Annotated in this window: 15 protein-coding genes; 7 read left to right on the top strand and 8 right to left on the bottom strand. The window is 59.2% G+C overall.

Features of this window, described 5'->3' with window-relative positions; all coding sequences use genetic code 11:
* Positions 1-41: 41 nt before the first annotated feature.
* Both AB4N53_RS24650 and AB4N53_RS24645 read left to right on the top strand, forming a co-directional pair.
* A complete protein-coding gene (locus tag AB4N53_RS24650; protein ID WP_122601892.1) occupies positions 42-353 on the top strand; it encodes a type II toxin-antitoxin system MqsR family toxin in 312 nt (103 codons plus the stop codon).
* A complete protein-coding gene (locus AB4N53_RS24645) occupies positions 350-838 on the top strand; it encodes a type II toxin-antitoxin system MqsA family antitoxin (RefSeq protein WP_122601891.1) in 489 nt (162 codons plus the stop codon). The genes AB4N53_RS24650 and AB4N53_RS24645 overlap by 4 nt, the downstream gene beginning before the upstream one ends.
* Before the next feature lie 52 nt (positions 839-890).
* On the opposite strand, the gene AB4N53_RS24640 is transcribed toward AB4N53_RS24645, so the two are convergent.
* The 4 genes from AB4N53_RS24640 to AB4N53_RS24625 form a co-directional block, all read right to left on the bottom strand.
* Positions 891-1,655, bottom strand: a complete 765-nt coding sequence (locus AB4N53_RS24640) for an amino acid ABC transporter ATP-binding protein (RefSeq protein ID WP_016771581.1) — start codon at positions 1,653-1,655, stop codon at positions 891-893.
* Between the two features lie 13 nt (positions 1,656-1,668).
* A complete protein-coding gene (locus tag AB4N53_RS24635; protein ID WP_460124230.1) occupies positions 1,669-2,763 on the bottom strand; it encodes an amino acid ABC transporter permease in 1,095 nt (364 codons plus the stop codon).
* A 10-nt stretch (positions 2,764-2,773) separates the two neighbouring features.
* The gene (locus AB4N53_RS24630; protein ID WP_460124227.1) at positions 2,774-3,955 is read right to left on the bottom strand and encodes an amino acid ABC transporter permease; all 1,182 of its coding nucleotides are present in this window, start codon (positions 3,953-3,955) and stop codon (positions 2,774-2,776) included.
* Positions 3,956-4,021: 66 nt separating this feature from the next.
* Positions 4,022-5,053, bottom strand: a complete 1,032-nt coding sequence (locus tag AB4N53_RS24625; protein WP_016771583.1) for an amino acid ABC transporter substrate-binding protein — start codon at positions 5,051-5,053, stop codon at positions 4,022-4,024.
* A gap of 468 nt (positions 5,054-5,521) precedes the next feature.
* On the opposite strand from AB4N53_RS24625, the gene AB4N53_RS24620 reads away from it, so the two are divergent.
* The 5 genes from AB4N53_RS24620 to AB4N53_RS24600 all read left to right on the top strand — a co-directional run bounded on the left by AB4N53_RS24620 (position 5,522) and on the right by AB4N53_RS24600 (position 10,794).
* On the top strand, positions 5,522-6,178 hold the full coding sequence (locus AB4N53_RS24620; protein ID WP_460124224.1) for an alpha/beta hydrolase: 657 nt from the start codon (positions 5,522-5,524) through the stop codon (positions 6,176-6,178).
* Positions 6,179-6,274: 96 nt separating this feature from the next.
* Positions 6,275-7,753 (top strand): ATP-dependent RNA helicase RhlB, encoded by a 1,479-nt coding sequence (gene rhlB, locus AB4N53_RS24615; RefSeq protein ID WP_460124221.1) that lies wholly within the window; start codon positions 6,275-6,277, stop codon positions 7,751-7,753.
* Between the two features lie 118 nt (positions 7,754-7,871).
* Positions 7,872-8,816 (top strand): ornithine cyclodeaminase family protein, encoded by a 945-nt coding sequence (locus tag AB4N53_RS24610; protein ID WP_460124218.1) that lies wholly within the window; start codon positions 7,872-7,874, stop codon positions 8,814-8,816.
* 139 nt (positions 8,817-8,955) lie between these two features.
* Positions 8,956-10,083, top strand: coding sequence for an NAD(P)/FAD-dependent oxidoreductase (locus tag AB4N53_RS24605; protein WP_460124216.1), 1,128 nt, complete (start codon positions 8,956-8,958; stop codon positions 10,081-10,083).
* 84 nt (positions 10,084-10,167) lie between these two features.
* The gene (locus tag AB4N53_RS24600; RefSeq protein WP_016771588.1) at positions 10,168-10,794 is read left to right on the top strand and encodes a helix-turn-helix transcriptional regulator; all 627 of its coding nucleotides are present in this window, start codon (positions 10,168-10,170) and stop codon (positions 10,792-10,794) included.
* A 101-nt stretch (positions 10,795-10,895) separates the two neighbouring features.
* On the opposite strand, the gene AB4N53_RS24595 is transcribed toward AB4N53_RS24600, so the two are convergent.
* From AB4N53_RS24595 to moaC, 4 genes are all read right to left on the bottom strand, one after another.
* Positions 10,896-11,672, bottom strand: coding sequence for an ABC transporter substrate-binding protein (locus tag AB4N53_RS24595; protein ID WP_460124213.1), 777 nt, complete (start codon positions 11,670-11,672; stop codon positions 10,896-10,898).
* Positions 11,673-11,934: 262 nt separating this feature from the next.
* Complete coding sequence (gene moaE, locus AB4N53_RS24590) at positions 11,935-12,387, bottom strand: molybdopterin synthase catalytic subunit MoaE (RefSeq protein WP_016771590.1); 453 nt, start codon at positions 12,385-12,387, stop codon at positions 11,935-11,937.
* A gap of 2 nt (positions 12,388-12,389) precedes the next feature.
* Positions 12,390-12,632 (bottom strand): MoaD/ThiS family protein, encoded by a 243-nt coding sequence (locus AB4N53_RS24585; protein WP_460124210.1) that lies wholly within the window; start codon positions 12,630-12,632, stop codon positions 12,390-12,392.
* Complete coding sequence (moaC, locus tag AB4N53_RS24580) at positions 12,629-13,102, bottom strand: cyclic pyranopterin monophosphate synthase MoaC (protein ID WP_460124207.1); 474 nt, start codon at positions 13,100-13,102, stop codon at positions 12,629-12,631. The genes AB4N53_RS24585 and moaC overlap by 4 nt, the downstream gene beginning before the upstream one ends.
* Positions 13,103-13,122: the final 20 nt, after the last annotated feature.

Raw genomic sequence — 13,122 nt, 5'->3', positions numbered from 1 at the left:
ACCCTTTAAGGGTAATTTCAGGGACAGGGTTTTGGCTTCTTATGGAAAAGAACACACCCCATTACGACTTGGCGCTGATCAAGTCTGAAGTGAGGCGACTGGGTCAAAACGCTTTCACCAAAACTTCAGTAAGGTCAGCTGAGAAGCTCGGTTTCAATGTCAGCGAAATGCAGGAGATTGTTTTCGAGCTACAAACCAGGATGTTGTACAAATCGATGACTACTTATGAGGATCATCGAATCTGGCAAGACGTGTATCACATCAATTCACGAGATCAGGAGATTTACATCAAGGTGACCTACCGCCCCGGCGGCAGCCCACCGGTGATCTCCTTCAAGGAGAAAAACCCATGAAAACCCAGCAATGTGTCAGTTGCGGTGCACGTGAGGGAATGAGGCATTTTCAGGGGCGCGGCGAAACCCTGAAAGTCAAAGGCATGGAGCGGCGTGTGGATGATCTTTCTGGCTGGGAGTGCCAGAACTGCGGCGAGGTCGAATGGGACGCCGATACCGATAGCGCGGAACGTTATTGCGACGCAGGTGATGAGTTGGTCATCGCTGCCAGGAAAATGATCGGCGACGAGATGAAGCGTATCCGCCGCAAATTGCATCTGACGCAAAAAGAGACGGTGCAACTGCTATCTGGGGGTGGGCATAACGCATTCTCTCGCTACGAGCGCGGCGAAATCTTGCCGCCCAAGGCACTCATACTGCTGATGCGTTTATTGGATCGTTACCCATATTTGCTAACCGATGCAAAGACTCTTGGCGAAGGTGCAGATTTGAGAGGTTTCGAGCACATCGTCCACAAAGAACATGAATCCCTTTCGGTTTCCTGAGCCCGAAAAAACAACCCGGCACATGGCCGGGTTGTTTTTTACTCATCCACCATCAATGCAAAATCTGACTCAAGAACAACTTGGTCCGATCATTCTGCGGATTGTCGAAGAAGTCATTCGGCGCGGCCTGTTCAACGATTTCGCCCTTGTCCATGAAGATCACGCGATTGGCCACGGTGCGGGCGAAGCCCATTTCGTGGGTCACGCAGAGCATGGTCATACCGTCTTCGGCCAGACCGATCATGGTGTCGAGCACTTCCTTCACCATCTCCGGATCGAGTGCTGAAGTCGGTTCGTCGAACAGCATGATTTTCGGCTTCATGCACAAGGCGCGGGCGATCGCCACACGCTGTTGCTGACCGCCGGACAGTTGCCCCGGATATTTGTGCGCCTGCTCCGGAATGCGTACGCGTTCCAGGTAGTGCATGGCAATTTCTTCGGCCTTGCGCTTGGGCATCTTGCGCACCCACATCGGCGCCAAGGTGCAGTTCTGCAGGATGGTCAGGTGCGGGAACAGGTTGAAGTGCTGGAACACCATGCCGACTTCGCGACGGATCGCTTCGATCTGCTTGAGGTCGTTGGTCAGTTCCACGCCATCGACGACGATGCGGCCCTGCTGGTGTTCTTCCAGACGATTCAGGCAACGGATCGTGGTCGATTTACCGGAACCCGACGGGCCGCACAGGACGATGCGCTCGCCCTGTTTGACGTTGAGGTTGATGTCCTTGAGTACGTGAAACTGGCCGTACCACTTGTTCACGCCCTGCATCTGGATGATGCCTTCCGGACCCACAGGCTTTTTGATTGCTTCGCTCATTTACAGAGAACTCCTAACGCTTGTGGCCAGTGTCGAGCTTGCGTTCCAGATGCATGGAATAGCGCGACATACCAAAACAGAAAATCCAGAACACCAAGGCGGCGAACACGTAGCCTTCGGTAGCCATGCCCAGCCATTTCGGGTCGGCAGCGGCTTGCTTGACGCTGTTGAGCAGATCAAACAGGCCGATGATGATCACCAGACTGGTGTCCTTGAACAGCGCAATGAACGTGTTGACGATACCCGGGATCACCAGCTTCAGCGCTTGCGGCAGAATCACCAGGCCCATCGAACGCCAGTAACCGAGGCCCATCGCTGCAGCCGCTTCGTACTGCCCTTTGGGAATCGCCTGCAGACCACCGCGCACTACTTCGGCAACGTAGGCCGACTGGAACAGGATCACACCGATCAGCGCCCGCAGCAGCTTGTCGAAGTTCATGCCTTCGGGCAGGAACAACGGCAGCATCACCGAGGACATGAACAACACCGTGATCAACGGCACGCCGCGCCAGAACTCGATGAAGGTCACGCAGACCACACGAATCGCCGGCATGTTCGAACGTCGTCCCAGCGCCAGCACGATGCCCAGCGGCAATGCTCCGGCGATGCCGACGGTGGCGATCACCAGGGTCAGCATCAGGCCACCCCACTGGCTGGTCGGCACGGTGGTCAGACCGAAACCGCCATGCAGCAAAGTGAAGGCGATGATCGGGTACAGCACCAGGAAGCTCAGGCCGTACACCGCTTTACGCGGCACGCGCGAGATGAACAGGGGGGCTGCGCCAATGACCGCCAGCCACACGGTCAGGTCGACGCGCCAGCGCAGTTCGGTCGGGTAGTAGCCGTACATGAACTGGCCGAAACGCTGCTGAATGAACACCCAGCAGGCGCCTTCCTTGGTGCAGTCGGCGCGTGTGGTGCCGACCCAGTTGGCGTCGACGATCGCCCAACTGAGGATCGGTGGCACGACCAGGTAGATCAGGTAAAACGCGAACAGGGTCAGCAGAGTGTTGAGCCAGCTGGAGAACATGTTCGCGCGCATCCACGCCACCACACCGATGCTGCTGTTGGGTGGAGGCATGTCGGGTTTGAAAGTATGAGTACTCATGCGCTTTTCCTTACCGCTCGATCAGCGCAATGCGCTTGTTGTACCAGTTCATCAGCAGGGAAATGCTGATACTGATCGCCAGGTACACGCTCATGGTGATGGCAATCACTTCGATGGCCTGCCCGGTCTGGTTGAGCACGGTGCCAGCGAACAGCGAAACCATTTCCGGATAGCCGATACCGGCGGCCAGCGAGGAGTTTTTCGCCAGGTTGAGGTATTGGCTCGTCAGCGGCGGAATGATCACGCGCAGGGCTTGCGGGATGATCACCTTGCGCAGGGTCGGGCCGTTGCGCAGGCCGAGGGAACGCGCCGCTTCGGTCTGACCGTGGCTGACCGACTTGATCCCGGAACGCACGATTTCAGCGATGAACGCTGCGGTGTACACGGTGAGCGCCAGGGTCAACGCCAGCAATTCCGGGATCAGCACCCAGCCACCGACAAAATTGAAGCCCTTGAGCTCAGGCAACTCCCAGTGCAGCGGAGCGCCGAAGATCAGCGCGCACAGGGTCGGGATCACCAACAGAATCGCCAGGCCAGTCCAGAACTTGTGGAACGGTACGCCGGTTTCTTCGAAGCGCTTGTTGGCCCAGCGGCACATCAGCACGATGCCGACGATCGCCAGCACGATGCTGACCACGAAGGCCCAGAAGCCGTCAGCGGCGATTGCGGCCGGCATGTTCAGGCCACGGCTGCTGACGAAGAAGGTGTCGCCGAAGTTGTGGCTGTTGCGCGGCCCCGGCATGGTCAGGAACACCGCGAAGTACCAGAACAGGATCTGCAGCAGTGGCGGAATGTTGCGGAACACTTCCACATACACCGTCGCCAGCTTGGCGATGATCCAGTTCTGCGACAGCCGCGCTACACCGACGATGAAACCGAGGATCGTCGCCAGGATCACGCCGATAAAGGTCACCAACAGGGTATTGAGCAGGCCGATGACAAACACCCGCGCGTAACTGTCCGCTTCGGTGTAGTCGATCAGGGTTTGAGCGATGCCGAATCCGGCACTGCGCTCCAGAAAGCTGAAACCGGAGGTGATGCCCCGGTGCTGAAGGTTGGTTTGGGTATTGTCGAACAGGTACCAGCCAAGCGAGACCACCGCCACAACGGTGATGATCTGGAATAGCCACGCACGCACTCGTGGATCGCTGAGGCTGAACCTCTGCTTTGGTGCGCCGATAGAATTTTGCATGAAGTGCCCCGGAAGAAATGGAACAAGAACATCACCCGGCGGTTGGCCCGCCGGGCGATAGAACCATTAGCGCACTGGTGGTGCGTACTGAATGCCGCCGTTGTTCCACAGGGCGTTCAGGCCACGGTCGATTTCCAGCGGAGTGCTCTTGCCGAGGTTTTTCTCGAAGATTTCACCGTAGTTGCCGACCTGCTTGACGATCTGCACAACCCAGTCTTTCGGCAGCTTCAGGTCTTTGCCGTATTCGCCGTCAGCACCGAGCATACGGGCCACGTCCGGGTTCTTGGTCGACTTGGCTTCAGCTTCGACGTTCTTCGAAGTGATGCCGGCTTCTTCGGCATTGAGCAGCGCGTAGCCTACCCAACGCACGATGGCCAGCCACTCGTCGTCGCCATTACGCACGACCGGGCCCAGTGGCTCTTTGGAAATGGTTTCCGGCAGAACCACGTAGTCCTTCGGCGAAGCCAGCTTGCTGCGCTGGGCGAACAGCTGGGATTTGTCGGAGGTCAGCACGTCGCAACGACCGGATTCCAGCGATTTGGCGCTTTCATCGGAGGTGTCGAAAGTGATCGGGGTGTATTTCAGACCGTTGCCACGGAAGTAGTCGGAAACGTTCAGTTCGGTGGTGGTACCGGCCTGGATGCAGATGGTTGCACCGTCCAGCTCTTTGGCACTCTTCACGCCCAGCTTGTTGTTCACCAGGAAGCCGATGCCGTCGTAGTAGGTAATGAAGCCCGGAAATTTCAGGCCCATGCCCGCGTCACGGGAGCTGGTCATGGTGGTGTTGCGCGACAGGATGTCGATCTCGCCGGACTGCAGCGCGGTGAAGCGCTCCTTGGCGTTCAACTGGCTGAACTTGACCTTGTTGGCGTCGCCGAAAACGGCTGCGGCCACAGCGCGGCAGACGTCGGCGTCGATGCCGAGGATCTTGCCGGTCGCATCCGGTACCGAGAAGCCCGGCAGACCGTCGCTCACGCCACACTGCACGAAACCTTTTTTCTGTACCGCATCCAGGGTTGCACCCGCCTGAGCGAACCCGCTGACACCGAGTACTGCTGCAGCAGTCACGACCGCCAGAGTGGATTTCAACATCTTCATTCAAACCTCCAGTTTTGCTCTTGTTGTGTCGGAGCTTGAGTCCTGTCGCACCCTTTTGAGGCGTTGTTGACCCGTGTTGGCTTTTTTTGGGGTCAACCGACGTAAGACCTTCGCTATGAGTCTAGTAGGAGAAAATCCACATCATGGATCACTCACTTCTCACCAATCGGCCGAACGGGCTGTAGCCCTTTCACGTTCGCTAAGCCCGTAGCGGCCATTGGCGAACATCCATCACCGGATTCGTTGCTATCCCATCGCGCGACTGACACTGATAGTGTTACCGCCGCGCAACGGATGCTTCGTACGCAAAGCTCCATAGCAAACGCCGTACCACACCGCTTGCCGAAGTGATTGCGCGACACGTCAATAGCTAAACTTGTAACCTTGCGACATCTTGTTAACGGATCAACCGGGCGCGCACTTCAATCACGCACTCAATGAGAGCGCCCGCACATTATTGGAGCAGACATGACCGAGCCCTTGATTCTTCAGCCTGTTAAGCCCGCAGATGCCTGCGTGATCTGGCTGCACGGCCTCGGCGCCGACCGCTACGACTTCCTGCCGGTGGCCGAGGCGTTGCAGGAAAGCCTGCTGAGCACGCGTTTTGTCCTGCCGCAGGCACCGACGCGTCCAGTGACGATAAATGGCGGATATGCCATGCCCAGCTGGTACGACATCAAAGCCATGAGCCCGGCCCGGGCGATCGACCGCGACGAGCTGGAAGCTTCGGCAGACCGCATCATCGAACTGATCGAAAACGAGCGCGCCAGCGGAATAGACGCCTCGCGGATTTTTCTTGCCGGGTTTTCGCAAGGTGGCGCGGTGGTACTGCACACCGCTTTTCTGAAATGGCAGGGACCGTTGGGCGGGGTGCTGGCGCTGTCGACTTACGCGCCGACGTTCAGCGACGAACTGGAGTTATCCGCCAGTCAGCAGCGCATTCCGGTGCTGTGTCTGCACGGCCAGTTCGATGGCGTGGTGCAGAACTCGATGGGACGCAGTGCCTATGAGCATTTGGTGAAGCATGGTGTCACCGTGACATGGCAGGAATACCCAATGGAGCACGAAGTGTTACCTGAAGAGATTCGCGACGTCGGCGTCTGGCTGAGCGAACGCCTGCGCTGATTCGCGAGCAATGCCCGCCCATTGATCCCTCCTACTACGCCGCGCCCGATTCTTGCATTACACTGGCCGGCGTACATTCCTTAACCAACTGATGAGATGACCGTGCTCAAAGCACTCAAGAAAATGTTCGGTAAAAGCGAGGCTGAGCAGCTCGCGCCAGTTCCCAGTGCGCCGTCGCACGCCCCCGGTCATCGCACCGATGCCCCGCAGGCCGACCGCCCCGCTTCCATAGCGAAACCGAAGCCAGAAGAAAAACCCGCTGCGGCCGCGCCTGTTGCCGCCGAGACTGCGCACAGCGAAGCGCCGAAACCGGCCAGACCACGTCGCGAACCGAAGCCCAAGGCACCGGTAATTCCATGGAAACTCGAAGACTTCGTCGTCGAGCCACAGGAAGGCAAAACCCGCTTTCACGATTTCAAACTTGCACCGGAACTGATGCACGCCATTCAGGATCTGGGTTTTCCTTACTGCACGCCGATCCAGGCGCAGGTGCTGGGTTTCACCCTCGCCGGCAAAGACGCCATCGGCCGCGCGCAGACCGGCACCGGCAAGACCGCCGCGTTCCTGATCTCGATCATCACCCAATTGCTGCAAACGCCGCCGCCGAAAGAGCGCTATATGGGCGAGCCGCGTGCGCTGATCATCGCGCCGACCCGCGAGCTGGTGGTGCAGATCGCCAAGGACGCCGCTGACCTGACCAAATACACCGGCCTCAACGTAATGACCTTCGTCGGTGGCATGGATTTCGACAAACAGCTCAAGCACCTCGAAGCGCGTCACTGCGACATTCTTGTTGCGACGCCGGGCCGCCTGCTCGACTTCAACCAGCGCGGCGACGTGCACCTGGACATGGTCGAAGTGATGGTGCTGGACGAAGCCGACCGCATGCTCGACATGGGTTTCATCCCGCAGGTGCGGCAGATCATTCGTCAGACCCCGCCGAAATCCGAGCGCCAGACTCTGCTGTTCTCCGCGACCTTCACTGAAGACGTGATGAATCTGGCCAAGCAATGGACCACCGACCCGGCCATCGTCGAAATCGAGATCACCAACGTCGCCAATGAAAACGTCGAGCAGCACATCTACGCCGTCGCCGCTGCCGACAAATACAAGCTGCTCTACAACCTGGTCAACGATAACGGTTGGGAGCGGGTCATCGTGTTTGCCAACCGCAAGGACGAAGTGCGCCGCATCGAAGAGCGCCTGGTGCGTGACGGCATCAACGCCGCGCAGCTGTCCGGCGACGTGCCGCAGCACAAGCGCATCAAGACTCTGGAAGGTTTCCGCGAAGGCAAGATTCGCGTGCTGGTCGCAACCGATGTCGCCGGTCGCGGCATCCACATCGACGGCATCAGCCACGTGATCAACTTCACCCTGCCGGAAGTCCCGGACGACTACGTGCACCGCATCGGCCGTACCGGGCGTGCCGGCGCTGACGGCGTGTCGATCAGCTTTGCCGGCGAGGACGACTCTTACCAGTTGCCGTCCATCGAAGAAAAACTCGGTCGCAAGATCAGCTGCGAAACCCCGCCGACGCATCTGCTGCGTGCGGTTGAGCGCAAGCGTCCACAGTAAGCGTCGCGATACGAAAAAGCGCAGCCGGAAACGGACTGCGCTTTTTTTTACGCCTGATGGTTGCCCAGCTAAACTAAAAGTCCATAATGGAAAAATAAGTTTAGTTTCGGAGCGCGAAATGTCCACTACGCCTTACGTGATCGATCAAGCCCGGGCCCATGAGCTGTTGGCGCGTATCGATGTGCCGCAGATCCTGCGCAAGCTGTTCCGCGATCTGGCGGCCGGTAACGCAATGCAGCCGGCGCAGCAACTGGTGGAATTCCCGCAGGGCGCCGGCGACTTCATCAACTACTTGGGCGTGCTGGCCGAGGATGGTGTCTACGGAGTGAAGACTTCGCCGTACATCGTGCGTGAGCAGGGTGCGCTGGTGACGGCCTGGACCCTGCTGATGTCGATGAAAACCGGTCAGCCGCTGTTGCTCTGCGATGCCGGCGAACTGACTACCGCACGTACCGCCGCGACCACAGCGGTGGCGGTCGACGCCCTCGCCCCGTTGAACGTTCAACGATTGGCGATCATCGGCAGTGGCAAAGTTGCTCAGGCGCATCTGCATTACGTCAGAACCTTGCGCGACTGGCAAAGTATCAACGTGTACTCGCCGTCGCTGCTGGAAGATGCGGAAACACAGGCTGCGTTGAAGTCCATCGCGCCGTCACTGAAGATTGCCGACAGCCGCGAGACCGCCGTTGCCGACGCGGATGTGATCATGCTCTGCACCTCGTCGGCCGGGCCGGTGATTGATCCTGCAACGTTAAGCAAACCGGCGCTGATCACCTCGATCAGCACCAACGCCCCCCGCGCCCATGAAGTACCAGCGCAAAGCCTCAGCGACATGCAGGTGTTCTGCGACTATCGTCAGACCACGCCGGGGTCGGCAGGTGAGATGCTGATTGCCACTGAACAGCATGGCTGGAGCAAGGATTCGATTGTCGGCGACCTCGCCGACTTGCTCAGCGAAAAAGTGCAGCGCCCGGGTTACGACCGTCACGTGTTCTTCCGTTCAATCGGCTTGGGCCTGGAAGACATTGCCCTCGCCAATGCGGTTTATCACCTGCACCACTGACACCACACATCTCCTGTAGGAGCTGCCGAAGGCTGCGATCTTTTGATCCTGTTTTTCAAGGACAAGATCAAGATCAAAAGATCGCAGCCTCGTTTCACTCGGCAGCTCCTACAGGGTTCTCGATAACTTGGGAGTTTTCATGAGCCACGCAGATTTCATCATCATCGGCGGCGGGATTGCCGGCGCTTCCACCGGGTTCTGGCTGGCGCCGCACGGCAAAGTGATCGTGCTCGAGCGTGAAACCCATCCCGGCTATCACTCCACAGGACGCTCCGCTGCGCTGTACACCGCAGCCTACGGCACCGCACAGGTACGCGCACTGACTCAGGCCAGCCGCGCGTTCTTCGACCATCCTCCAAGCGGCTTCTGCGAGCATCCGCTGCTGACCCCGCGTGGCGAAATGACCGTCGACTTCATCGGTGATCCCGCCGAGCTGAACAATCAATACCTCAGCGCCAAAGCCACCGTGCCGCAGATGCAACTGCTCAGCGCCGACGAAGCCTGCGCACGCCTGCCGATCCTGCGCCGGGACAAAGTCCACGGCGCGATCTACGATCCTTCGGCCTGCGACATCGACACCGACGCGCTGCATCAGGGCTACCTGCGCGGCATTCGGCGCAACCACGGCGAAGTCCGCACCGATTGCGAAGTGCTTGGCCTGCGCCGCGAAGCCGATGGCCTGTGGCACGTGCAGACCAATGGCGAGACGTTCCGCGCCCCCGTGATCATCAACGCCGCCGGTGCCTGGGCCGACAAGATCGGTGCCCTGGCCGGTGCGCAGCCGCTGGGGCTGCAAGCGAAACGCCGCGCCGCATTTATCTTTGCCGGCCCTGAGGGTGTGGACACTCATCATTGGCCGATGCTGGTCAGCCTCGACGAATCCTTCTACATGAAGCCCGACGCCGGCATGTTTCTCGGCTCGCCGGCCAACGCTGATCCGGTCGAACCACACGATGTGCAGCCGGAAGAACTCGACATCGCCATGGGCATTTATCAGATCGAAGAGGCCACCACGCTGACGATCCGCCGCCCGACCCGCACGTGGGCAGGCCTGCGCAGTTTCGTCGCCGACGGTGATCTGCTCAGCGGCTTCGATCCGCAAATACCGGGGCTGTTCTGGGTCGCCGCGCAGGGCGGTTACGGCATTCAGACGTCGCCGGCGATGGGTCAGGCCAGTGCGGCGCTGGTGCGCGGCGAACCGCTACCTGAACACTTGCATGAATTCGGTCTGGACAGCGCCATGCTCTCCCCGGCCCGGCTGGCTTGATCGCATCGACTCGCCCAAAAGATTGCGGCACACTCGCAGCGCCCCGGCACAAGGGGCGCTGACGCTGCCTGGAGCTCCACTGTCATGACTGCCCCCGAATTCGACCCGGCGCTGGATAACTTCCGCGCCATCGCCGACGCCATCGCTACGCTGTTCTTTCCGCACGCCGAGGTGGTGCTGCACGACCTGCGCACGCAGAAGGTCGACTACATTGCCAATAACCTGTCCAAGCGCGAGATCGGCGACGATTCGTCGCTGGAAGACATGCTCAGCGAGGATGTCAGCGACAGGAATATCGGCCCCTACGAAAAGCTCAACTGGGACGGTCAGAAAATTCGCAGCCTGAGCACCGTGCTGCGCGACAGCGAAAGTCGTCCGCTGGCGGTGCTGTGCATCAATCTGAATATTTCCCTGTTCGAGAACGCCAAAGCGGCGCTGGACCTGTTTCTGTCACCGAGCAAACTGATTCCGCAGCCGGACTCGCTGTTCCGTGATGACTGGCAGGAGCGCATCAACACCTTCCTTCACGCCTGGCTGCGCGAACGGCAGCTGAGCCTGAATCTGCTGACCCGCGATCACAAACGCGAACTGGTGCTGGCACTGCACGCCGAGGGCGCGTTCAAGGGCAAGAGCGCTTCGAACTACGTGGCCAATGTGCTGAACATGGGGCGGGCGACGGTGTACAAGCATTTGAAGGAATTGAAGGGCTGAAGATTTGCATCGCTAGCGCTGGCCTCTTCGCGAGCAGGCTCGCTCCCACATTTGGAATGCGTTACCCCTGTGGGAGCGAGCCTGCTCGCGAAAGCGCTTGATCAATCGCCGTAGATATCGGCCTTGAAATACTTCTCGGAAATCTTCTGATACTCGCCACTCGCGCGAATCCCGTCGATGGCGCTGTTCAACTGGCTGACCAGTTCACCGTTGCCCTTGCGCACGGCAATCCCGGCACCCTCGCCGACGTACTTCGGGTCCTTCAGCTCCGGCCCGACAAACGCATAACCCTGGCCGCGCGGCATCGACAGAAAGTCGTTAAGCGGAATGGTGTCGGCGAAAATCGCATCGAGGCGCCCCGCCGCCAGGTCCATGTAGATTTCTTCGTTGTTGCTGTAGCGCTTGACGTTGATGCCCTTGGGTTCGAACACTTCGGTGGCATAACGATCGGTGGTGGTCGCGCGCTGCACGCCGACGTTCTTGCCTTTGAGGCTGGCGTACTGATCATCCACCGTCGCGCCCTCCTTCATGACCAGATGCGAGGAAGTGAAGTAGTACTTGTGGCTGAAATCCACCGACTTCTTGCGATCTTCATTGATGGTCATCGATGACAGCGCCATGTCGATCTTCTTCACTTTCAGCGAAGGAATCAGCCCGTCGAACTCACCTTCAACCCACACGCACTTGACCTTCATCTGCGCACACAGGGCATTACCGATGTCGTAGTCGAACCCGACGATTTCACCTTTGTCGGTTTTCGACGCGAATGGCGGATAGGCCGCTTCGATACCGATGCGCAGGGTTTTCTCGGCAGCGAAGCTGCTGGCACAGGCCAGCAGACTGAAGGCAAGGCCGGTGATGAGGGGGAGTTTCTTCATGTTCGTTCTCTCGCGGGTTGTTGTTGGTTTGGCGAAGAAGAGCAGCTACAAGCGGCAAGCTGATAGCTGCAAGACAGAAGCTTTTTTGTACTTGGAAATCCATACTGGACTCTCAGGTACAAATCGTCAATCGGGTAGAGAGGGGAGGATTTTCGGTGTCACAGATGACGCCTTCGCGAGCAGGCTCGCTCCCACAAGGGAACGCTTTCCAATTGTGGGAGCGAGCCTGCTCGCGAAGACTGACCAGAGGACGCTACAGGAATTACTTTTTCCAGCGATCCGCAGCCGCATGATCACTGTCGCGCCCTTCGACCCAACGTGGTCCATCACTGGTGTTTTCTTTCTTCCAGAACGGCGCGCGGGTTTTCAGGTAGTCCATGACGAAGGCGCAGGCATCGAATGCGGCCTGGCGGTGGGCGCTGGCGGCGCCGACGAAGACGATCGGTTCGCCCGGCTCCAGCGCGCCGATGCGGTGCAGCACTTCAAGTTTCAGCAGCGGCCAGCGCTGCTCGGCTTCGACAGCAATCTTGCCGAGGGCCTTTTCGGTCATGCCCGGATAGTGCTCGAGAAACATCCCGGCCACGTCGAGCCCATCGTTGAAATCGCGTACGTAACCGACAAAACTCACCACCGCGCCAACGCCGACATTGGCCGCGTGCATCGCATTGACTTCAGCACCCGGATCGAACGGCGTGGCCTGCACGCGAATCGCCATGGTCAGCCTCCGGTCACGGTGGGAAAAAACGCCACTTCGTCGCCATCGACCACCGGCTCGTCGAGCTGGCAGAGATCTTCGTTGCGCGCGCACATCAGGTTCTGCTCGCTCAAGACCTCGGCGCCATCACGTTGCGCAAGCAGTGCGCGAACGTCATCGATGGTCGCGAAATCACCTTCAACCGCAACCGAATCCACGCCCAGCGCTTCACGGTAGCGGGCAAAAAATTTCACGGTCAGTTTCATGCCTGCTCCGCCTGGAAGTGGCCGCTCTTGCCGCCGACTTTCTCCAGCAGACGCACGCTTTCGATGGTCATGCCACGATCGACGGCTTTGCACATGTCGTAGATGGTCAGGGCGGCGACGCTGGCGGCAGTCAGTGCTTCCATCTCGACGCCGGTCTGCCCGGACAACTTGCAGCGGGCGACGATGCGCACGCTGTCTTCGCCTTCGGCGCTGAGTTCGACTTTGACGCCAGTCAGCATCAGCGGGTGGCACAGGGGAATCAGATCGCTGGTTTTCTTCGCCGCCTGAATCCCGGCAATGCGCGCCACGGCGAACACATCGCCCTTGGGGTGGCCGCCGCTGACGATCATCTGCAGGGTTTCAGGGAGCATGCGCACCAGCGCTTGAGCCGTCGCTTCACGGAACGTCACGGCTTTTTCAGTGACGTCGACCATGTTGGCGCGACCTTGGGAATCGAGATGAGTCAGCACGGGATTACTCCTGATCAGGA

This window comes from Pseudomonas sp. H3_E04 (genome assembly GCF_054668915.1).
This window is presented reverse-complemented; position numbering and strand designations above follow the sequence as displayed.

Bases quoted from the DNA above. Each gene is read 5' to 3' on its own strand.
- AB4N53_RS24650 (WP_122601892.1), top strand. From the start codon at position 42: ATGGAAAAGAACACACCCCATTACGACTTGGCGCTGATCAAGTCTGAA.
- AB4N53_RS24645 (WP_122601891.1), top strand. From the start codon at position 350: ATGAAAACCCAGCAATGTGTCAGTTGCGGTGCACGTGAGGGAATGAGG.
- AB4N53_RS24640 (WP_016771581.1), bottom strand. From the start codon at position 1,655: ATGAGCGAAGCAATCAAAAAGCCTGTGGGTCCGGAAGGCATCATCCAG.
- AB4N53_RS24635 (WP_460124230.1), bottom strand. From the start codon at position 2,763: ATGAGTACTCATACTTTCAAACCCGACATGCCTCCACCCAACAGCAGC.
- AB4N53_RS24630 (WP_460124227.1), bottom strand. From the start codon at position 3,955: ATGCAAAATTCTATCGGCGCACCAAAGCAGAGGTTCAGCCTCAGCGAT.
- AB4N53_RS24625 (WP_016771583.1), bottom strand. From the start codon at position 5,053: ATGAAGATGTTGAAATCCACTCTGGCGGTCGTGACTGCTGCAGCAGTA.
- AB4N53_RS24620 (WP_460124224.1), top strand. From the start codon at position 5,522: ATGACCGAGCCCTTGATTCTTCAGCCTGTTAAGCCCGCAGATGCCTGC.
- rhlB (WP_460124221.1), top strand. From the start codon at position 6,275: ATGACCGTGCTCAAAGCACTCAAGAAAATGTTCGGTAAAAGCGAGGCT.
- AB4N53_RS24610 (WP_460124218.1), top strand. From the start codon at position 7,872: ATGTCCACTACGCCTTACGTGATCGATCAAGCCCGGGCCCATGAGCTG.
- AB4N53_RS24605 (WP_460124216.1), top strand. From the start codon at position 8,956: ATGAGCCACGCAGATTTCATCATCATCGGCGGCGGGATTGCCGGCGCT.
- AB4N53_RS24600 (WP_016771588.1), top strand. From the start codon at position 10,168: ATGACTGCCCCCGAATTCGACCCGGCGCTGGATAACTTCCGCGCCATC.
- AB4N53_RS24595 (WP_460124213.1), bottom strand. From the start codon at position 11,672: ATGAAGAAACTCCCCCTCATCACCGGCCTTGCCTTCAGTCTGCTGGCC.
- moaE (WP_016771590.1), bottom strand. From the start codon at position 12,387: ATGGCGATTCGCGTGCAGGCCACGCCGTTCGATCCGGGTGCTGAAGTC.
- AB4N53_RS24585 (WP_460124210.1), bottom strand. From the start codon at position 12,632: ATGAAACTGACCGTGAAATTTTTTGCCCGCTACCGTGAAGCGCTGGGC.